Origin of the sequence: Pseudomonas sp. RC10-4-2, assembly GCF_050433085.1 — a bacterium.
Lineage (GTDB): Bacteria > Pseudomonadota > Gammaproteobacteria > Pseudomonadales > Pseudomonadaceae > Pseudomonas > Pseudomonas aeruginosa.
Window position 1 is genome coordinate 314,869 of record NZ_JBNPXX010000001.1, and the last position, 19,980, is coordinate 334,848.

The 19,980-nt window shown below is 67.9% G+C and carries 15 protein-coding genes; 13 read left to right on the top strand and 2 right to left on the bottom strand.

The genetic code is table 11. The features are described from left to right. Nucleotides 1-1,176, bottom strand: coding sequence for an acetyl-CoA C-acyltransferase (locus FHW81_RS01465; RefSeq protein WP_003118278.1), 1,176 nt, complete (start codon nt 1,174-1,176; stop codon nt 1-3). Between the two features lie 181 nt (nt 1,177-1,357). On the opposite strand from FHW81_RS01465, the gene FHW81_RS01470 reads away from it, so the two are divergent. The 4 genes from FHW81_RS01470 to FHW81_RS01485 all read left to right on the top strand — a co-directional run bounded on the left by FHW81_RS01470 (nt 1,358) and on the right by FHW81_RS01485 (nt 9,658). After that, nucleotides 1,358-3,040: a fatty acid--CoA ligase gene (locus FHW81_RS01470; protein ID WP_023081554.1), complete on the top strand. Its 1,683-nt coding sequence runs from the start codon at nt 1,358-1,360 to the stop codon at nt 3,038-3,040. 211 nt (nt 3,041-3,251) lie between these two features. Continuing rightward, nucleotides 3,252-5,177, top strand: a complete 1,926-nt coding sequence (locus FHW81_RS01475) for a DUF1302 domain-containing protein (protein ID WP_003093045.1) — start codon at nt 3,252-3,254, stop codon at nt 5,175-5,177. Nucleotides 5,178-5,237: 60 nt separating this feature from the next. Next, the gene (locus FHW81_RS01480; protein WP_003103009.1) at nt 5,238-6,605 is read left to right on the top strand and encodes a DUF1329 domain-containing protein; all 1,368 of its coding nucleotides are present in this window, start codon (nt 5,238-5,240) and stop codon (nt 6,603-6,605) included. Between the two features lie 332 nt (nt 6,606-6,937). Next, nucleotides 6,938-9,658 carry a LuxR C-terminal-related transcriptional regulator gene (locus FHW81_RS01485; protein WP_003103006.1) on the top strand — a complete coding sequence of 907 codons (2,721 nt, stop codon included), beginning with the start codon at nt 6,938-6,940 and terminating at the stop codon, nt 9,656-9,658. Between the two features lie 31 nt (nt 9,659-9,689). Here the strand turns inward: FHW81_RS01485 and copA1 are convergent, their stop codons facing one another. Further along, nucleotides 9,690-12,068 (bottom strand): copper-translocating P-type ATPase CopA1, encoded by a 2,379-nt coding sequence (copA1, locus tag FHW81_RS01490; RefSeq protein WP_003093042.1) that lies wholly within the window; start codon nt 12,066-12,068, stop codon nt 9,690-9,692. A gap of 503 nt (nt 12,069-12,571) precedes the next feature. On the opposite strand from copA1, the gene FHW81_RS01495 reads away from it, so the two are divergent. The 9 genes from FHW81_RS01495 (at nt 12,572) to ubiT (ending at nt 19,799) form a co-directional block, all read left to right on the top strand. Next, nucleotides 12,572-13,963 carry a PhoH family protein gene (locus tag FHW81_RS01495; protein WP_003093038.1) on the top strand — a complete coding sequence of 464 codons (1,392 nt, stop codon included), beginning with the start codon at nt 12,572-12,574 and terminating at the stop codon, nt 13,961-13,963. 248 nt (nt 13,964-14,211) lie between these two features. Further along, a complete protein-coding gene (moaC, locus tag FHW81_RS01500) occupies nt 14,212-14,694 on the top strand; it encodes a cyclic pyranopterin monophosphate synthase MoaC (RefSeq protein WP_003093030.1) in 483 nt (160 codons plus the stop codon). Continuing rightward, nucleotides 14,691-14,942, top strand: a complete 252-nt coding sequence (moaD, locus tag FHW81_RS01505) for a molybdopterin converting factor subunit 1 (protein ID WP_003093027.1) — start codon at nt 14,691-14,693, stop codon at nt 14,940-14,942. Before moaC ends, moaD begins: the two co-directional genes overlap by 4 nt. Nucleotides 14,943-14,946: 4 nt before the next feature. After that, the gene (gene moaE, locus FHW81_RS01510) at nt 14,947-15,399 is read left to right on the top strand and encodes a molybdopterin synthase catalytic subunit MoaE (protein WP_003093025.1); all 453 of its coding nucleotides are present in this window, start codon (nt 14,947-14,949) and stop codon (nt 15,397-15,399) included. Between the two features lie 101 nt (nt 15,400-15,500). Continuing rightward, the gene (moaB, locus tag FHW81_RS01515) at nt 15,501-16,058 is read left to right on the top strand and encodes a molybdenum cofactor biosynthesis protein B (protein ID WP_003093023.1); all 558 of its coding nucleotides are present in this window, start codon (nt 15,501-15,503) and stop codon (nt 16,056-16,058) included. Further along, nucleotides 16,055-17,278, top strand: coding sequence for a molybdopterin molybdotransferase MoeA (locus FHW81_RS01520; protein ID WP_171893942.1), 1,224 nt, complete (start codon nt 16,055-16,057; stop codon nt 17,276-17,278). The genes moaB and FHW81_RS01520 overlap by 4 nt, the downstream gene beginning before the upstream one ends. 114 nt (nt 17,279-17,392) lie before the next feature. Continuing rightward, on the top strand, nt 17,393-18,388 hold the full coding sequence (ubiU, locus tag FHW81_RS01525; RefSeq protein ID WP_003093020.1) for a ubiquinone anaerobic biosynthesis protein UbiU: 996 nt from the start codon (nt 17,393-17,395) through the stop codon (nt 18,386-18,388). Nucleotides 18,389-18,399: 11 nt separating this feature from the next. Continuing rightward, on the top strand, nt 18,400-19,290 hold the full coding sequence (locus FHW81_RS01530; protein WP_023085556.1) for a U32 family peptidase: 891 nt from the start codon (nt 18,400-18,402) through the stop codon (nt 19,288-19,290). Next, nucleotides 19,284-19,799: a ubiquinone anaerobic biosynthesis accessory factor UbiT gene (gene ubiT, locus FHW81_RS01535; RefSeq protein ID WP_003104247.1), complete on the top strand. Its 516-nt coding sequence runs from the start codon at nt 19,284-19,286 to the stop codon at nt 19,797-19,799. Before FHW81_RS01530 ends, ubiT begins: the two co-directional genes overlap by 7 nt. Nucleotides 19,800-19,980 lie beyond the last annotated feature (181 nt).

Below are 19,980 nucleotides of genomic sequence, written 5' to 3' on the forward strand. Positions count from 1 at the left end.
TCAGAGCAGTTCGAGCGCCACGGCGGTGGCTTCGCCGCCGCCGATGCACAGCGAGGCGACGCCGCGCTTGCCGCCTTTCTGGCGCAGGGCGTTGATCAGGGTGAGGATGATCCGCGAGCCGGTGGAGCCGACCGGATGGCCCTGGGCGCAGGCGCCGCCATAGACATTGACCTTGGCATGATCGAGGCCGTGTTCGCGCATGGCGAGCATGGTGACCATGGCGAAGGCTTCGTTGATCTCGAACAGGTCGACGTCGTCCTTGCTCCAGCCGGTCCTGGCGAACAGGTTGGTCATCGCGCCGATCGGCGCCAGGGTGAACTCGCTCGGGTCCTGGCTCTGGGTGGCATGGCCGACGATTCGCGCCAGCGGCTTCAGGCCACGGCGCTGGGCTTCCTCGGCGGTCATCAGGACCAGCGCGGAGGCGCCGTCGGAGATCGAGCTGGCATTGGCGGCGGTGATGGTACCGTCCTTGCGGAACGCCGGCCTGAGGCTCGGGATCTTCTCCAGGTTGGCGGTCAGCGGTTGCTCGTCGTCCTTCACCACGCTCTCGCCCTTGCGGCTGGTGACGGTGACCGGGACGATTTCCGCCGCCAGCGAGCCATCGGCGATGGCGGCCTGGGCGCGCTTGAGCGATTCGATGGCATAGGCGTCCATCTCCTCGCGGGTCACGCCGTACTTGTCGGCGGTCTCCTGGGCGAACGAACCCATCAAACGGCCGGTACGGGCGTCCTCCAGGCCGTCGAGGAACATGTGGTCCTTGATCTCGCCGTGGCCCATGCGCAGGCCGCTGCGGGCTTTCTCCAGGACATAGGGCGCGTTGGACATGCTTTCCATGCCACCGGCGACCATCACCTGGTTGGTGCCAGCCTTGAGCAGGTCGTGGGCCAGCATCACCGCCTTCATCCCCGAGCCGCACAGCTTGTTGATGGTGGTGCAGCCGGTGGCGGCGGGCAGGCCGGCCGCCAGCGCGGCCTGGCGGGCCGGGCCCTGCTTCAGGCCGGCGGGCAGGACGCAACCCATGATCACTTCCTGTACGTCCTCGGCGGCGATGCCGGCGCGCTGCACCGCTTCGCGGATCACGACGGCACCCAGGTCGACCGCGGAAACGCCGGCCAGGCTGCCCTGGAAGCCGCCCATGGGAGTACGGGCGCCGGCGACGATGACGATATCGGACATGGAACGTTACCTCTTGTTCTGGATAGGGTCTGAACGATTCAGTGGGCGGATTCTATCTTGTGACCGGGAGGCTCCGAAAGGTCACGGGGCAAATCACTCTTTTGACTGATGAACAAAGCCCGCCGACGGCTCTAGAGTCGGCCTCATCCTGACAACGAACCCGCTCCCAGGTGTACGCCCCATGCTGAAGACCCGTCTCATCCCGGCCGCCGCCGGCGCTTATCAGTATCCGTTGCTGATCAAGAGCCTGATGCTTTCCGGCCGTCGTTACGAAAAGAGTCATGAAATCGTCTACCGCGACCAGGTGCGCTACAGCTACGCCACCTTCAACGAGCGCGTCGCGCGCCTGGCCAACGTACTCAGCGAGGCCGGGGTGAAGGCCGGCGACACGGTGGCGGTGATGGACTGGGACAGCCATCGCTACCTGGAATGCATGTTCGCCATCCCGATGATCGGGGCGGTGCTGCATACCATCAATATCCGCCTCTCCCCGGAGCAGATCCTCTACACCATGAACCACGCCGAGGATCGCTTCGTGCTGGTGAACAGCGAGTTCGTCCCGCTCTACCAGGCGGTGGCGGGGCAGCTGCCCACGGTGGAGCGGACCATCCTGCTCACCGACGGCGCGGAGAAGAGCGCCGAACTGCCCGGCCTGGTCGGCGAATACGAGTCGCTGCTGGCCGCGGCCAGCCCGCGCTACGACTTCCCCGATTTCGACGAGAACTCCATCGCCACCACCTTCTACACCACCGGCACCACCGGCAATCCGAAAGGTGTGTATTTCAGCCACCGGCAACTGGTCCTGCACACTCTGGCGATGGCTTCGACCATCGGCAGCCTGGACAGCATCCGCCTGCTCGGTACCAGCGACGTGTACATGCCGATCACCCCGATGTTCCATGTCCACGCCTGGGGCACTCCGTACGTGGCGACCATGCTCGGGGTCAAGCAGGTCTATCCCGGGCGTTACGATCCGGAACTGCTGGTCGAACTGTGGAAGCGCGAGAAGGTCACCTTCTCCCACTGCGTGCCGACCATCCTGCAGATGGTGATGAACGCCAGGGCTGCCCAGGGCGTGGACTTCAAGGGCTGGAAGGTGATCATCGGCGGGAGCGCGCTGAACCGCTCGCTCTACGAGGCGGCCAAGGCGCGCGGCATCCAACTGACCGCCGCCTACGGCATGTCGGAGACCTGTCCGCTGATTTCCTGCGCCTACCTCAACGACGAACTGCTGGCCGGAAGCGAGGACGAGCGCACCACCTACCGGATCAAGGCCGGTGTGCCGGTGCCGCTGGTGGATGCGGCGATCATGGACGAACAGGGCCGCTTCCTCCCGGCCGACGGCGAGTCCCAGGGCGAGCTGGTGTTGCGCTCGCCATGGCTGACCCAGGGGTATTTCCGCGAACCCGAGCGCGGCGAGGAGTTGTGGCGCGGCGGCTGGATGCACACCGGCGACGTGGCGACCCTGGACGGCATGGGCTTCATCGAGATCCGCGACCGCATCAAGGACGTGATCAAGACCGGCGGCGAGTGGCTGTCCTCCCTGGAGCTGGAAGACCTGATCAGCCGCCATCCGGCGGTACGCGAAGTGGCGGTGGTCGGGGTGCCCGATCCGCAATGGGGCGAGCGCCCGTTCGCCCTGCTGGTGGTGCGCGAGGGCCAGCAACTGGACGCCCGTGGCCTGAAGGAGCACCTCAAGCCTTTCGTCGAGCAGGGCAACATCAACAAGTGGGCGATCCCCTCGCAGATCGCGGTTGTTACCGATATTCCCAAGACCAGCGTCGGCAAGCTGGACAAGAAGCGCATCCGTATCGAGATCGCCCAGTGGCAGGAAGCCGGCAGCGCCTTCCTGTCGACCGTCTGACGGGGCTTTCCTACACCGCCGAAACGCCCGGAGGCCAAGCAAACGCTTGGTCTCCGCGTTTTCGCGACCGCCCGGTCATTCTCCATCCGCCGCAAAGGCGCGAGCCAGAGTGGTTGCGCCGCGCAAATCACACTTTCGAGGGATCAAGCGGCAGGCAGCGCTAGCTATAGTCCACGCACTCATAACAAAAAACACACATGGAGTAGCGTCGATGACAACCCGTAATCCGTTCTCGCGTCGGGCCCGGTTGCCGTTGGCCGTCAGCCTGGCTTCCTCGCTGGCGGCTCCGGCCTTTGGGGTGACCTTCAACATCGGGGAAATCGAAGGTTCCTTCGACTCGGCGTTGTCGGTCGGGGCCAGCTGGTCGACCGCCAAGCCGAACAAGAACCTGATCGGTGTGAACAACGGCGGCAAGGGACTTTCCCAGACCTCCGACGACAGCCACTTGAACTTCAAGCGTGGGGAAACGTTCTCGAAGGTCTTCAAGGGCATCCATGACCTCGAACTGAAGTACGGCGATACCGGTGTGTTCCTGCGCGGCAAGTACTGGTACGACTTCGAGCTGAAGGACGAGCACCGCGAGTTCAAGGACATCGACGACAGCGGCCGCAAGACCCTGGCCAAGTCCTCCGGCGCCGAACTGCTCGACGCCTTCATCTACCACAACTATGCCATCGGCGACTTGCCGGGCAGCGTGCGCCTGGGCAAGCAGGTGGTGAACTGGGGCGAGAGCACCTTCATCCAGAACGGCATCAGCGCCATCAACCCGATCGACGTCACCGCCTTCCGCCGGCCCGGCTCGGAGATCAAGGAAGGCCTGATCCCGGTGAACATGTTCTACCTGTCGCAGAACCTCACCGACAACCTGTCCGCCGAAGGCTTCTACCAGATCGAGTGGGACCAGACGGTGGTCGACAACTGTGGCACCTTCTTCTCCCAGCCGGACGTGGTGGCCGATGGCTGCGACCAGAACCTGGCGGTGCTGACCAACAACAAGGCGTCCATCAACCTGCTCAACAACGTGCTCGCCGGGGCTGGCCTGAGCGTTACCCCGTCGCCCTGGGACGAGGGCATCCTGGTCCGCCGCGGGCCGGACCGCGACGCTCGCGACAGCGGCCAGTACGGCTTCGCCCTGCGCTACTTCGCCGACGAACTGAACACCGAGTTCGGCGCCTACTACATGAACTACCACAGCCGCCTGCCGATCTTCAGCGGCCAGGGCGCCTCGGCCAGCACCATGGCGGCGATCAACGACCTCGCCACCCGCCTCGCCGCGATCAACCCGGCACTGGCCGCCCAGGCCGCGGCGGCGGCCACCGCCGGCAACTCCAGCTACTTCATCGAGTACCCGGAAGATATCCGCATGTTCGGCCTGAGCTTCTCCACCACGTTGCCCAACGGCACCGCGTGGAGCGGCGAAGTCAGCTACCGGCCCAACGCGCCGGTGCAGTTGAACACCACCGACATCCTCTTCGCCGGCCTCGACCCGGTGAGCATCGGCGGCAACCGCCCCTACGACAACGCCTCGGTGCTGAACGGCCAGGCCGGGCAGGACCTGCACGGCTATCGGCGCAAGGAGATCACCCAACTGCAGACCACCCTGACGCACTTCTTCGACCAGGTGATGGGCGCCGAGCGCCTGACCCTGGTGGGCGAGATCGGCTGGACCCACGTCGGCGGCCTGGAAAGCACCTCCAAGGCACGCTACGGGCGTGACCCGGTCTTCGGACCGGGGCCGCTGCCGGGGACCATCTCCGGCCTGGCCAGCTGCCAGGCGCTGAACGTCAGCACGCTGGGCACCGCCGAAGCGAACAACGTCAGCCGCTACTGCGAGAACGATGGCTATACCACCTCGGACGCCTGGGGTTATCGCGCCCGTGCGATCTGGGACTACAACGACGTGTTCATGGGCGTGAACCTCAAGCCCAGCGTGGCCTGGTCGCACGACGTCGATGGTTATTCGCCCGGTCCCGGCGCCAACTTCGAGGAAGGCCGCAAGGCGGTCAGCCTGGGGGTGGACGCGGAGTACCAGAACACCTACACCGCGAGCCTCTCCTACACCAACTTCTTCGACGGCAAGTACACCACCGTGGACGATCGCGACTTCGTCGCGCTCAGCTTCGGCATGAACTTCTGATGTACGCCGGCCCGGTGCGAACCGGGCCGGCGAGCAGGACTTAACGAGGACGACGAGCGAATGAAAACAACGAAGATTCTTCTGCATACCGGTGTACTGGCCCTGAGCCTGCTGGCCACCCAGGTGATGGCGGCGGTATCCGCCGACGAAGCGGCCAAGCTCGGCACCAGCCTGACTCCGTTGGGGGCGGAGAAGGCCGGCAACGCCGACGGCAGCATCCCCGCCTGGGACGGCGGCCTGGCGACCAACGCCGGCAGCGTCGACAGCCGTGGCTTCCTCGCCAACCCCTATGCCAGCGAGCAACCGCTGTTCACCATCACCGCGCAGAACGTCGACCAGTACAAGGACAAGCTGACTCCCGGCCAACTGGCCATGTTCAAGCGCTACCCGGATACCTACAAGATCCCGGTATACAAGACCCACCGCAGCGCCACCGTCCCGGCGGCGGTGCAGGAGGCGGCCAAGCGCAACGCCACTACCACCAAGCTGGTGGAAGGCGGCAACGGCCTGGAGAACTTCGATACCGCCAACCCGTTCCCGATCCCGCAGAACGGCCTGGAGGTGATCTGGAACCACATCACCCGCTACCGCGGCGGCAGCGTCCGGCGCCTGGTGACCCAGGCCACTCCGCAGGTCAACGGCTCCTACCAGCTGGTCTACTTCCAGGATGCCTTCACCTTCCGTACCAACCTGAAGGACTACAACCCGAACAAGCCGAGCAACGTGCTGTTCTACTTCAAGCAGCGGGTCACCGCGCCCTCGCGCCTGGCCGGTAACGTGCTGCTGGTCCACGAGACCCTCAACCAGGTCAAGGAGCCGCGCCTGGCGTGGCTCTACAACGCCGGCCAGCGCCGCGTGCGGCGGGCTCCGCAGGTGTCCTACGACGGTCCTGGCACCGCCGCCGACGGCCTGCGCACCTCGGACAACTTCGACATGTACAACGGTGCGCCGGACCGCTACGACTGGAAGCTGGAAGGCAAGAAGGAAATCTACATTCCCTACAACAGCTACAAGCTCGACGATCCGAAGATCAAGTACAGCGAAATCGTCAAGGCCGGCCACATCAACCAGGACCTGACCCGCTACGAGCTGCACCGCGTCTGGCATGTGGTCGCGACCCTGAAGCCGGGCGAGCGGCACATCTACGCCAAGCGTGACTTCTACATCGACGAGGACACCTGGCAGGCCGCCGAGATCGACCATTACGACGGTCGCGGCACCCTGTGGCGCGTGGCCGAGGCGCATGCCGAGCAGTACTACGACAAGCAGGTGCCCTGGTACGCGGTGGAAACCCTCTACGACCTGCTCTCCGGCCGCTACCTGGCGCTTGGCATGAAGAACGAGGAGAAACAGGCCTACGACTTCAACTACAGCGCATCGGAAAGCGACTACACCCCGGCGGCGCTGCGCCAGGAAGGGGTACGCTGAGAAACGGCGTTCCTAGCCACGAAGAAACCGGCCTTGTGCCGGTTTCTTCGTTTTCGCGGGCGGCGTGCCGCTCCGGCCGTCAATTCATTACAAAGTGTTTTCCCGCCTCGCCCGCGGATTCCGTCGTCGCCATCCTCCCGGCGGGCACCTGTGTGGCCGGGAAACGTTTGCCGCGCCTGGACCGCGCCGGGAAACCGGTCTTTCCTTGGTTATCGAGCTGAAGCGCCGGTGCGCTATTTCGTCCGAGCCGATGGATAGTGCTTCAAATAGCCATCACTTGTGGTTAGTCTCCGGAGCGTTCACGCCCCATACATAAACCAAGAAACCGGGTGATGACTGACTTCTCGCGCACCTTCTCGGGCACTCCATCCGCCGTTCTGCCGACGGCCAACCGCTTTTTCCGCCCCCCGCTGCCGTCGGCCCATGTGGCGCGCCCGCGTCTTTGCCGTCGACTGCGCGACGGACTGGACGGTCGCCTGCTGCTGATCGCCGCGCCCGCCGGATTCGGCAAGAGTTCCCTGGCCATCGAGTTCTGCGAAAGCCTCGATCCGCGCTGGCAGAGCCTCTGGCTGGGACTGAGCAGCCGCGAGAGCGATCCCGGACGTTTCCTCGAACGCCTGCTCGATGGCTTGCGACAGTACCACCCGACCCTGGGCGAAGAGGCCCTCGGCCTGCTGAAGATGCGCCAGCGTCACCAGCCGTTCGCCTTCGAGACCTGGCTCGACGACCTGCTCGACGAACTCGCCCCCTGCCTGGACCCGCAGCGTCCCCTGCTACTGGTGCTGGACGATTACCACCTGGCCCAGGGCGCGGTGCTCGACCGTTGCCTGCAATTCCTCCTCAATCACCTGCCCGAGGGCCTGGTGCTGCTGGTTACCAGCCGGCAGCGGCCGGACTGGCACCTGGCGCGCCTGCGCCTGTCGCGGCAATTGCTCGAACTCAGCGAACAGGACCTGCGCCTGACCGCCGAGGAGAGCGGGGCGCTGATGGCCGCCAGCGGCCTCGAACTCGACGAGGACGCGCTGGACGCGCTGCTCGAGCGCAGCGAAGGCTGGGTCGCCGGGCTGCGCCTCTGGCTGCTGGCGCGCGGCGATCCAGAGGAGCAGGTCAGCCCCGGGGTACACGGCGCCGACGAACTGATCCGCGACTACCTGCTGGAGGAGGTGATCGAGCGGCAGCCGCCCGAGGTCCAGGCGTTCCTCGCCCAGACCGCGCGCTTCGAGCGCTTCTGCGCCGAGCTCTGCGATACCGTGCGCGAGGCCGGCGACAGCGCGGCGATCCTCGACCACCTGCAGCAGCACCAGGTCTTCCTCGTGCCGCTGGACGAAAACGGCCAGTGGTTCCGCTACCACCACCTGTTCTCCGACCTGCTGCTGGCGCGTCCCTTGCCCGACTTCGGTCCGTCCGCCGGCTCCCTGCACCTGCGCGCCTGCGGCTGGTTCAGCCGCCATGGCCTGCTCGACCAGGCGGTGGAGCAGGCGCTGCGCGCCGGCCAGCCGGACGTGGCGGCGAGCCTGGTGCAGAACCTGTCGGAAGAGCAACTGCTGGCGGAGCAGAACATCGCCACCCTGCTGCGCTGGAAGATGGACCTGCCGGACAGCCTCCTGGCGAGCACGCCGCGCCTGATCCTGCTATACGGCTGGGCGCTGGCGCTGGCCTGCCAGCTGGATGCCGCGGAAGAACTGGCCGGCCAACTGGCGCGTTTCCTGCCGGCGCCGGACGAGTCCGCGCAGCGCGACCTGCTGGCCCAGTGGCAGGCCCTGAGCGGGGTGATCGCGCGCGGCCGCGGCGATATCGACAAGGCCGAGGCGCACTGCCGCGAGGCCTTGCAGGACCTCGCCGGGGAGCGCTATGGCACCCGCCTGCAATGCCTGTCGACGCTGAGCAACCTGGCGGTGACCCGTGGCGACTTCTGGCAGGCGCGCAACTACAACCGCGACGCCCTGGAGTTCGCCCAGCGCTACGGCAACCCGCTGTTCGAGGCACTGGTCCATTACGACCGCGCCCGCGTCCTCCAGGCGCGCGGCGAGGTGGCGCGCGCCGAGGAGGAGGTGCGCCAGGGCCTGGAACGCCTCCAGCACCTGCCGGCGCAACGCCGCTACGCGGTGCGCGGGCGGCTCCTGCTGTACCGCGGCTACCTGCGCAGCCTGGCGCTGCAGCCGGACGAAGCGCGCAAGTGGATCAAGCAGGGAATCGAGGAAACCCGCAGCTGCCGGGATGTCAGCCTGGTGATCGGCTATTGCGTCCTGGCCAGCCTGGAAGGGCGCCTGGGCAACTACGCGGCGGCGTTCGCCCGGCTTGGCGACGTCGAGCGGTTGATGCATGCCTGGGATATCCCGCCGATCTACTACCTGGCGGCGATCACCCTGATCAAGTGCGAACTCTGGCTGGCCCAGGGCCAGACCGAACTGGCCGGCGTCTGGCTACAGCGCCTGGGCGGCACCTACGGCGGGCAGGCGGCCACGCCGCCGGAATGCAGTCCGCTGCTGCCGCTGCATGTGGAGTTGCTCCAGGCCGGCCTGGAGCGCCGCGAAGGACGCCCGGAGGAAGCCGCCCGGCGCCTGGACCGGCTGGCCCGCTCGACGCGGGAGAACGGCGCGTTGCTGCCGGCTCGCCTGGCCCTCGGCCAACTGGCCGCGCTGCACCTGGAGCAGGGCCGCGAGCGCGAGGCGCTGGCGACCCTGCAACAGGCCATGGAGGGCGCAGTCGGGGGAGCCTTGCTGCCGCTCCACGAATTGCTCGTGCAGCAGCCGGAATGGTTGCGCGAACAGTTGCAGCGCTTCCCTGCCTGTCCCGGCGCCCAGCGCATGCGCGCGCTGTTGCCGGAGCCGCCCGCCGAGCCCGCGGGCAGTGCGGGCGAGGTGCTCAGCGGGCGCGAACTGGCGGTGCTGGAGCTGATCGCCCAGGGGTTGTCCAACCAGGAGATCAGCGAGCGGCTGTTCATCTCGCTGCATACGGTGAAGAGCCACGCCCGCCATATCAACGACAAGCTCGGCGTCGAGCGTCGCACCCAGGCGGTGGCGCGGGCCAAGCACATGGGGTTGTTGCGCTAGGCGCGCCACCCCATATGCCTGGCGTGCTGGCTCAGGGCTTCCAGCGTCGCAGGAGCAGGGCGTTGCCGACCACGCTGACGCTGGAGAAGGCCATCGCCGCGCCCGCCACCATCGGGTTGAGCAGGCCGAAGGCCGCCAGCGGGATGCCGATCACGTTGTAGATGAAGGCCCAGAACAGGTTCTGGCGGATCTTCGCGTAGGTCCGCCGCGAGATGTCCAGCGCCGCCGGCACCAGGCGCGGGTCGCCGCGCATCAGGGTGATGCCGGCGGCGTGCATGGCCACGTCGGTGCCGCCACCCATGGCGATGCCTACGTCGGCAGCGGCCAGCGCCGGGGCGTCGTTGATGCCGTCGCCGACCATCGCCACCACCCGGCCCCGGCCTTTCAGCTCGGCGACCGTGGCGGCCTTGTCCGCCGGCAGCACTTCCGCGTGTACGTCGTCGATGCCCAGGGCCTTGGCCACCACCGCCGCGCTGCCGCGGTTGTCGCCGGTGATCAGGTGGCTGTGGATATCCCGTCCGCGCAGGGCCTCCACCGCTTCGGCGGCGCCGTCCTTGAGGCTGTCGCCGAAGGCGAACAGGCCGAGCACGCGTTTCTCCGGAGCCAGTTCCAGCAGCCAGGACAGGGTGCGGCCCTCGGCCTCCCAGTCCGCGGCGGCACTCGCCAGCGCGCCGGGCTTGAGTTCCTGCTCGTCGAGCAGGCGGCGGTTGCCCAGGGCCAGCCGGCGACCCTCGACCTCGCCCTGGATGCCGCGACCGCTGAGGGCCTGGCTGGCGTTCACCGGCGGAACCTCCAGGTCGCGCTCGGCGCAGCGCTCGAGCACGGCCTTGGCCAGCGGGTGCTCGCTGCCGCGTTGCAGGGCGCCGGCGAGCCTGAGCAGTTGCTCCTGGTCGTCGCCGCCGAGGTGGATGATCTGCGGTCGCCCGGAGGTCAGGGTGCCGGTCTTGTCGAAGGCCACGCTGGTGACCGCATGGGCGACTTCCAAGGACTCGGCGTCCTTGATCAGGATGCCGTGGCGCGCGGCCACGCCGGTGCCGGCCATGATCGCGGTCGGGGTGGCCAGGCCGAGGGCGCAGGGGCAGGCGATCACCAGCACCGCCACGGCGTTAACCAGGGCCTGCTCCAGGCCGACCCCGGCGACCAGCCAGGCGCCGAGGGTGACCAGCGCGATGAGGATCACCACCGGGACGAAGACCTGGCTGACCTTGTCCACCAGCTTCTGGATCGGCGCCTTGGCGGCCTGGGCGTCTTCCACCAGGCGGATGATCTTCGCCAGCACCGTTTCCCCGCCGAGCGCAGTGGTGCGCAGGAGCAGGCGGCCTTCGCCGTTGATCGCGCCGCCGGTGACCTTGTCGCCGGGAGCCTTGGGCACCGGCAGGCTCTCGCCGGTGATCAGCGCCTCGTCGGCGTGGCTGCTGCCGTCGAGCACCTCGCCGTCCACCGGGAAGCGTTCGCCGGGACGCACCACCACCTCGTCGCCGAGGCGCAACTCGGCGATCGCCACCTCTTCCTCGCGACCGTCGCGCAGGCGCACCGCGCGCTCCGGGCGCAACGCCTCGAGGGCGCGGATGGCGCTGGCGGTCTGGCGCTTGGCGCGGCTTTCCAGGTACTTGCCGAGGAGGATCAGGGCGATCACCACGGTGGAGGCTTCGAAGTAGAGGTGCGGCATGTGGCCGGGCGGGGCGGTCAGCCAGAGGTAGACGCTGAGGCCGTAGCCGGCGCTGGTGCCGAGGGCGACCAGCAGGTCCATGTTGCCGGCACCGGCCTTCACCGCGCGCCAGGCGGAGACATAGAAGCGCGCGCCGATGACGAACTGCACCGGGGTCGCCAGGAGGAACTGCGCCCACGGCGGCAGCATCCAGTGCAGGCCGGCCCATTCCACCAGCATCGGCAGCACCAGCGGCAACGCCAGCAACAGCGCGGCGATCACCCACCAGCGTTCGCGGCGCAGGCGGCGCTCGGCATCGTCCTGGCGTGGTTGCCCCGCGTCGAGCAGGCGGGCCTTGTAGCCGGCCTGTTCCACCGCCTGTAGCAAGGCCTGGCTGTCCACGGCGCCGAGCAGCTCGAGGTGGGCGCGCTCGCTAGCCAGGTTGACGCTGACCTCGCGTACGCCGGGCACCTTCTTCAGCGCCCGCTCGACCCGGCCGACGCAACTGGCGCAGGTCATGCCCTCGATGGACAGTTCCAGGCTGCGCGCCGGAACCTGGTAGCCGGCCTGCTCGACCGCCGCCACCAGGGCCGGCAGGCTGTCCGCCGGGGCCTGTACGCGGGCCTGCTCGCTGGCCAGGTTGACCGAGGCGGCCGCGACCCCGGGCACTTTCTTCAGGGCTCGTTCGACACGGCCGGCGCAGGACGCGCAAGTCATGCCGCTGACCGGCAGATCGAGCTCGGTTAGCGTGGCGCTGTTCATGAGTCCTCCTTGGAATGGACAGAAGTGGCACCGCAGGCGCCCTGGGAGGCGCCGGTGAGATCTGTCGCCAGGTTCAGCCTTGACATCGTGTCAAGGTCAAGCCCCGGATTCATACAGGAAGGCGGCGCAGGGCGCAGTGGCGGCTTTATGTCGCAGGAGCAGGGGGGAGGGGGAATGGCGCTGGAAAACCGTTGCGGCACGGAAAAGCGGAGGGTTTTCACAGGGGTGGGACCGATAACACTAGACCTCGCGAAGGGCTGCGCCAAGGTATTTCGTCGCTTGCGGAAAAAAAACCTGCTGATGACGAAAAGTACTTTTTACCGTCATATTTTTTGCGGTATTTGTGGAACCGTAGACCGCCGAACCCTGCAGCACAGGTGGCGGCCCCGGCCCTCACCTCTGCTGTCAGGCTCTCCCCACCGGAAGAGAGAAGGCGGCTCGCCCCCCGGCGGAGCGCCGACCCGGCATTCCGTCGCCAGGCCCTTAGCAGAAGGTGATCGCGTATGGATGACCACGGACGTTCCCGCCCCACCCAGCCCACCCTGTACGTCCTCGATACCAATGTCCTGATCCACGATCCGAATGCCCTGTTGAACTTCCAGGAACACCGCGTCGCGATCCCGATGACGGTGCTCGAAGAGCTGGACAAGCTGAAGACCGGAAAGCACACCATCGCCGCCGAGTGCCGCCAGGCCATCCGCCTGATCGACCAGGTACTCGGCGAGGCCACGCCCGAGCAGGTAGAGGGAGGGGTACCGATCCAGCGTGGCAAGAACGGCCCCAGCGGCAGCCTGTCGATCCTCATGAGCAAGCGTGCCGAGCCCATCACCTGGCTGCCGGAGCACCTCAACGACAACAAGATCATCAACCAGTTGGTCGAGCTGAAGAGCCGCCACAGCGGCGTGCGCGTGGTGCTGGTGACCAAGGACATCAACATGCGCCTGAAGGCGCGCGCCTGCGGGGTGGACGCGGAGGACTACCACACCGACCAGTTGATCGACGACGTGGCCCTGCTGTCGCGCGGCTACCATTCCCTCGCCGGCTCTTTCTGGGACCGCGTGAGCAAGGTCGAGACCCGCCAGGACCACGGCCGTACCTGGCATCGCGTGCAGCTCACCGACAACCTGCCGGCGGTGCACATCAACGAGTTCATCGTCGACGAACAGGGCTTCGTCGGCTGGATCAAGGGCATCCAGCAGGACGAGCTGACCATCCTCGACCTGCACCAGGAGCCGCTCCTGCACCAGGAAGCCTGGGGCCTGCGGCCACGCGACGTGTACCAGTCGCTGGCGCTGTACGCGCTGCTCGACCCGGACATCCACCTGGTCAACCTGTCCGGTGCCGCCGGTTCCGGCAAGACCATCCTGGCGCTCGCCGCGGCCATCGAGCAGACCATGGTCAGCAAGCGCTACCGGCGCATCATCGCCACCCGCAGCGTGCAGGGCCTGGACGAGGACATCGGCTTCCTGCCCGGCACCGAGGCGGAAAAGATGGAGCCCTGGCTCGGCGCCATCACCGACAACCTCGAAGCGCTGCACATGGACGACGAATGCACCCATGGCAGCGTCGACTACATCCTCAGCAAGGTGCCGTTGCAGTTCAAGTCGCTGAACTACATCCGCGGGCGCAGCTTCCAGCAGAGCCTGATCCTCATCGACGAATGCCAGAACCTCACGCCGCACCAGATGAAGACCATCATCACCCGCGCCGGCAGCGGTTCGAAGGTGATCTGCCTGGGCAACCTGGCGCAGATCGACACGCCCTACCTGTCCGCCACCAGCTCCGGCCTGACCTACCTCACCGAACGCTTCAAGGACTTCCCCCACGGCGTGCACGTGACCCTGCAAGGGGTGCCGCGCTCGGTGCTGGCGGAGTACGCCGAGGCGCACATGTGAAGTAGCCGGCGGCAATCGCCGGCCGATATCCCGCCCGGTTGAAAAAGCCGGGCGGGATATACATCCTGCCAGGCCCGGTCCGGGGACCGGGCCCGCATCGTTACCCGATCGGGATGAGGCGCCTTGCGCCGGCCTGCCCTACCTCTTTATGTATACAATCATCCCCCTTCCGAACCTCCCCCAGGCATCGCGTCATGCCCTCCAGGGCTTACAATGACTGGCCAGTATCCTCTTCCAGGAGCACCCACGTGCTGACCCATCTCGATTCCCAGGGCCGCGCCAACATGGTCGACGTCACGGAAAAGGCCGTGACCTCCCGTGAAGCCACGGCCGAGGCCGTGGTGCGCATGCGCCCGGAAACCCTGCAACTGATCCAGGACGGCGGCCATCCCAAGGGCGACGTCTTCGCCGTGGCGCGGATCGCCGGCATCCAGGCGGCCAAGCGCACCCACGAACTGATCCCGCTGTGCCATCCGCTGCTGCTCACCAGCGTCAAGCTCGAACTGCAGGCCGAGGCGCCGGACGCCGTGCGCATCCGCGCGCGTTGCCGGCTGGCCGGGCAGACCGGCGTGGAGATGGAGGCGCTCACCGCCGCCAGCGTCGCGGCCCTGACCATCTACGACATGTGCAAGGCGGTGGACCGCGGGATGGTCATCGAGCAGGTCCAGTTGCTGGAGAAGCTCGGCGGCAAGAGCGGCCACTACCGCAAAGAGGAGGAAGGGCAGGCATGATCCGCGTGCAGTATTTCGCCCGTTACCGCGAAGCCCTCGGCATCGACGGCGAGCAGTTGAACTGGGACGCCGGGCTGGCGACCCTCGGCGCCTTGCGCCAGCTCCTGGTGGAGCGCGGCGGGGCCTGGGAGCGTACCCTCGGCGAGCAGAACCTGATGTGTGCGCGCAATCAGGAACTGTGCGGCCTCGACGAGCCGTTGCAGGACGGCGACGAAGTCGCCTTCTTCCCCACCGTCACCGGAGGTTGAACCCATGGCCATCCGCGTCCAGCAGGCCGCTTTCGATCCGGGGCAGGAGCTTAACGCCCTGCATGCGCAGAACGTCGGCATCGGCGCGGTGGTCGGCTTCGTCGGCTACGTGCGCGACTTCAACGACGGTCGCGAGGTCGGCGGGATGTTCCTCGAACATTATCCGGGCATGACCGAGAAGGCCCTCGGCAAGATCGCCGCCGAGGCCGGGCAGCGCTGGCCGCTGCTGCGCCTGGAGATCCTCCACCGCATCGGCCGCCTGGAGCCGGGCGAGCCGATCGTCTTCGTCGGTTGCGCCAGCGCCCACCGGCAGGCGGCGTTCGACGCCTGCAACTTCGTCATGGACTACCTGAAGACCCGCGCGCCGTTCTGGAAGAAGGAAGACACCGCCGAAGGCCCGCGCTGGGTCGAAGGCCGCTGCAGCGACCAGGCCGCCGCGCAGCGCTGGGAGGAGTGACGTCTACCTCCTCGCGCCGCCGGCTTACCTCTTCGGAGGAATAGCCAGCCGGGGGCCCGCGGTTCAGGCTGAGGCATCGCCCGTTCCTAGGACCCCCTTCCATGAGCCACCTGGCCACCTCCACCTTCCAGCCGCTGAACATCGCCATCCTCACCGTCAGCGACACCCGTACCCTGGAAACCGATACTTCCGGCCAGACCCTCGCCGACGCGCTGCTGGCCGCCGGTCATCGCCTGCACCAGCGGAGCCTGAAGACCGATGACATCTACCAGATCCGCGCGGTGGTCTCGGCCTGGATCGCCGACCCCGAGGTACAGGTCGGCCTGATCACCGGCGGCACCGGCTTCACCGCGCGGGACAACACCCCGCAGGCGGTCGGGCCGCTGTTCGAGCGCGATGTCGAGGGCTTCGGCGAACTGTTCCGCCAGGTCTCGCAGCGCGAGATCGGCACTTCCACCATCCAGTCGCGGGCGCTGGCCGGGCTCAGCAACGGTACCCTGGTGTGCTGCCTGCCCGGCTCGCCGGGCGCCTGTCGCACCGCCTGGAACGAGATTCTCCTGGCGCAACTGGACAGCCGCACCCGCCCGTGCAATTTCGTCCCGCACCTGAAGACCCCGCCAGCCGTGGCGCCGGTGGCCGGCTGCGGGTGCCGCTCGTGAGCGCTTGCGCCTGCGATGGCGGCCAACTGCGCCCGCTCGACGAGGCGCTGGCCGAACTGCTGGCGCGCGCGCCGCGCCCGCCAGCCTGCGAGAGCCTGGCCCTGGAGCGGGCGCTGGGACGAGTGCTCGGCGAGGACCTGCTGGCGCCGATGGACCTGCCGCATTGGGACAACAGTGCGATGGACGGCTACGCCTTGTGCTCCGCCGACCTGCCGCGCAGCGGCGGCAGCCTGACGGTCGGCGCGCGGATCGCCGCCGGCGACACCCGCGGCATGAGCCTGCCGCTGGGCCAGGCGGCGCGGATCTTCACCGGCGCGCCGCTGCCGACCGGCGCCGACTGCGTGGTGCCGCAGGAACTCTGCGTGGTCGACGGCGAGCGCGTGCAGTTGCCGCCGGTGAGCGCCGGCCAGCATGTGCGCCGGCGCGGCGAGGAGTTGCGTCGTGGCGCGCCGGTGCTGCGTGCCGGACAGCGCTTGCGCCCGCAGGAACTCGGCCTGCTGGCGAGTCTCGGCGTCGCCACGGTCTCGGTGCGTCGGCGCTTGCGCATCGGCCTGCTGAGCAGCGGCGACGAATTGCGCGAGCCCGGCCAGACACTGTTGGCCGGGCAGATCTACAACGCCAACCGTTACTGCATCGGCGCCTTGCTGCGCGGTCTGGGCTTCGAGGTGCACGACGAGGAAGTGCTCGCCGACGAACTGGTGGCCAGCCGCGATGCGCTCAGCCTGGCGGCCTCCGAATGGGACGCGCTGGTCACCAGCGGCGGTGTCTCGGTAGGCGAGGAAGACCACCTCAAGCGCGCCATCGCCGAGCTTGGCGAGGTCAACCTGTGGCGCCTGGCGATCCAGCCGGGCAAGCCGTTCGCCTTCGGCTCCGTGGCCGGCAAGCCCTGGCTGGGGCTGCCCGGCAACCCTGCGGCGGCGCTGGTCACCGCATTGCTGGTGGCGTGTCCGTTCCTGCTTCGCCAGCAGGGACTGTTCGACGTAGTGCCGCGGCCGCTGGCGCTGCCGGCGGCCTTCGACTGGCCGCAACCGCGGGCGCGTCGCCAGTACCTGCGGGCGCGGCTCGATGAACGGGGGCGGGTGGAAATCCACCCGCAGCAGGGCTCGGCGATGCTGCTTGCCGCCAGTTGGGCGGACGGGCTGGCGGTGATCGAGCGCGGCGCCACCCTGGGCGTGGGTGATGCGATCGACTTTCTGCCGTTCTCCGCACTGATGGCCTGAGGCCTTCTTGATCCCGGTCAAGCGCCGACCGGGAGCGTCTTTCTAGAGTGTGGCGCCTGTGCCCCGGGGTTGCCCACTGCCGCGGAGCGCGTTTTTCGCCAGAGGAGCAACCCCATGCAACTGGTCTGTCCGGCGGGCAGCCTGCCCGCCTTGAAGTCGGCCCTGCGACAGGGCGCCGATGCCATCTACGTCGGTTTCCGCGACGACACCAACGCCCGCCATTTCGCCGGCCTCAACCTTGACGAACGCCAGTTGCAGGAAGGCCTGCGGCGAGTCCACGAGGCCGGGCGGCAGCTCTACGTAGCGGTCAACACCTATTCCAGCGCGCAGGGCTGGGAGCGCTGGCAGCGCGCGGTGGACCAGGCCGCCGACCTCGGCGTCGATGCGTTGATCGCCGCCGACGTGGCGGTGCTCGGCTATGCCGCGAAGCGTCATCCGCGGCTCAACCTGCATCTGTCGGTGCAGGGCTCGGCAACCAATGCCGCGGCCCTGGCCCTCTATCACGAACGCTACGGCATCCGTCGCGCGGTCCTGCCCCGCGTGCTATCGCTGGCGCAGGTACGCCAGGTGGCGGCCGGTAGCCCGGTGCCGGTGGAGGTGTTCGCCTTCGGCAGCCTGTGCATCATGGCCGAGGGCCGCTGCCACCTGTCCTCCTACGTCACCGGCGAGTCGCCGAACCTCTGCGGCGTCTGTTCGCCGGCCAGGGCGGTGCGCTGGAGCGAGGAACCGGAGGGGTTGACCTCGCGCCTCAACGAAGTGCTCATCGACCGCTACGCCGCCGGCGAGGCGGCCGGCTACCCGACCCTCTGCAAGGGCCGTTTCCTGGTCAATGGCCAGCGCTTCCATGCGCTGGAGGAACCGACCAGCCTGAACACCCTGGACCTGGTCCCGCAACTGGCGGAAATCGGCGTGGCGGCGGTGAAGATCGAAGGCCGCCAGCGCAGCCCGGCCTACGTCGAGCAGGTCACCCGGGTCTGGCGCCAGGCGCTGGACAGCTACGCCAGCGCGCCGGGCGCCTATAGCGTGCAGCCGCAATGGCAGCGCGCGCTGGCCGGACTTTCCGAAGGGCACCAGACCACCCTGGGCGCCTATCACCGTTCCTGGCAGTGAGGACCGCCGCGATGAAACTGAGCCTGGGACCGCTGCTGTTCTACTGGGACAAGCGGCAGATATTCGATTTCTACGCCGAGATGGCCAGCCAGCCGCTCGACGTCATCTACCTCGGCGAGACCGTCTGCGCCAAGCGCCGGGCGCTGTCCCTGAATGACTGGCAGGCGCTGGCCCGCGAGCTGGCGCAGGCGACCCGTGCCGAGCTGGTGCTCTCCGGGCTGGCGCTGATCGAGGCCGCTTCGGAGCTGTCCAGCCTGCGCCGGCTATGCGAGAACGGCGAACTCCGGGTCGAGGCCAACGACATGGCCGCCGTCTATTACCTCAGCCAGCGCGGCGTGCCCTTTGTCGGCGGTCCGGCGCTGAACCTCTACAACGGTCATGCCCTGGCCGAACTGTATTCCTGGGGCATGCGCCGCTGGATTCCGCCGGTGGAAGTCTCCGGCAAGCTGCTGCGCGGGGTGCTCGACCAGGCTGCGCAGCTGGGCCTGGAGCAATTGCAGACCGAGGTCTTCGCCTACGGTCACCTGCCGCTGGCCTACTCGGCGCGCTGCTTCACCGCGCGGGCGGAGAACCGGCCCAAGGACGACTGCCAGTTCTGCTGCCAGCAGTATCCCGAAGGTATCCCGCTGCTCAGCCAGGAGGGCGAGGCGCTGTTCACCCTCAACGGCATCCAGACCATGTCCGGCAAGGTCAGCAACCTTCTGGCCGACTACCGCTCGCTGGAACATAGCGGCGCTGACCTGCTACGCCTGAGTCCTCGGGCGCAGGGCATGGCCGAGGTGATCGTGGCCTTCGATCGGGTACGCAAGGGTGCCGCTCCGCCGCTCGCCGTGGAAGGCTGCAACGGCTACTGGCACGGCCGGCCGGGGATGCTGCGGGCAGAGGAGGCAGGGCTATGCTGAACCGCCAACGCCTGCTCCTCGGCGTCGCCGGACGCCTGTTGCCGCTGGCGGCGAAGGTTCCGCGCGGGCTCCAGCACCTGGTCCTGCAACGGGTCGCCAACCGGCTGTTCGCCCAGCCGCTGGAGGAGGGCGCCTTCGACCTGCTGGAAGGTCGCTGGCTGCGCCTGGAAGTCAGGGACCTCGGCGTCGGCTGGTGCGTCACCCGGGTGCCCGGCGGCCTGCGCCTGGTCGAACGGCCACGGGCCAGCGTGACCATCCGCGGCGACTGGCGCGACTTCCTGCTGCTGGCCAGCCGGCATGAGGACCCGGATACCCTGTTCTTCCGCCGCCGCCTGGTGATCGAGGGCGACACCGAGCTGGGCCTGGCGGTCAAGAACCTCCTCGACAGCCTCGACCCGGAGCACCTGCCGCCCTGGTTGTGGAACGCCGTGGAACGGGCCGGGCGGGCAGTGCAGGAGGAGCGCGGCGAGGCGCCCCAGGGGCCGGTCCAGGGGGCGCGGGGCGGCTGAGGTCGGTGGAAAGGGGCGTATAGCGACGCCAATGTCGCTGGGCGCGCCCTCCGATTGGGTGTATTCCCTGAAGCCTGAAACTCACTGAGGCTCTTTTCAGCGAGGCAACGCCCGGTTCGTTGCCGCATGGGCGGCGCGGAGCGAATGGGCGTTTCCCCTGACCAAACGGATAGCCTGTCTG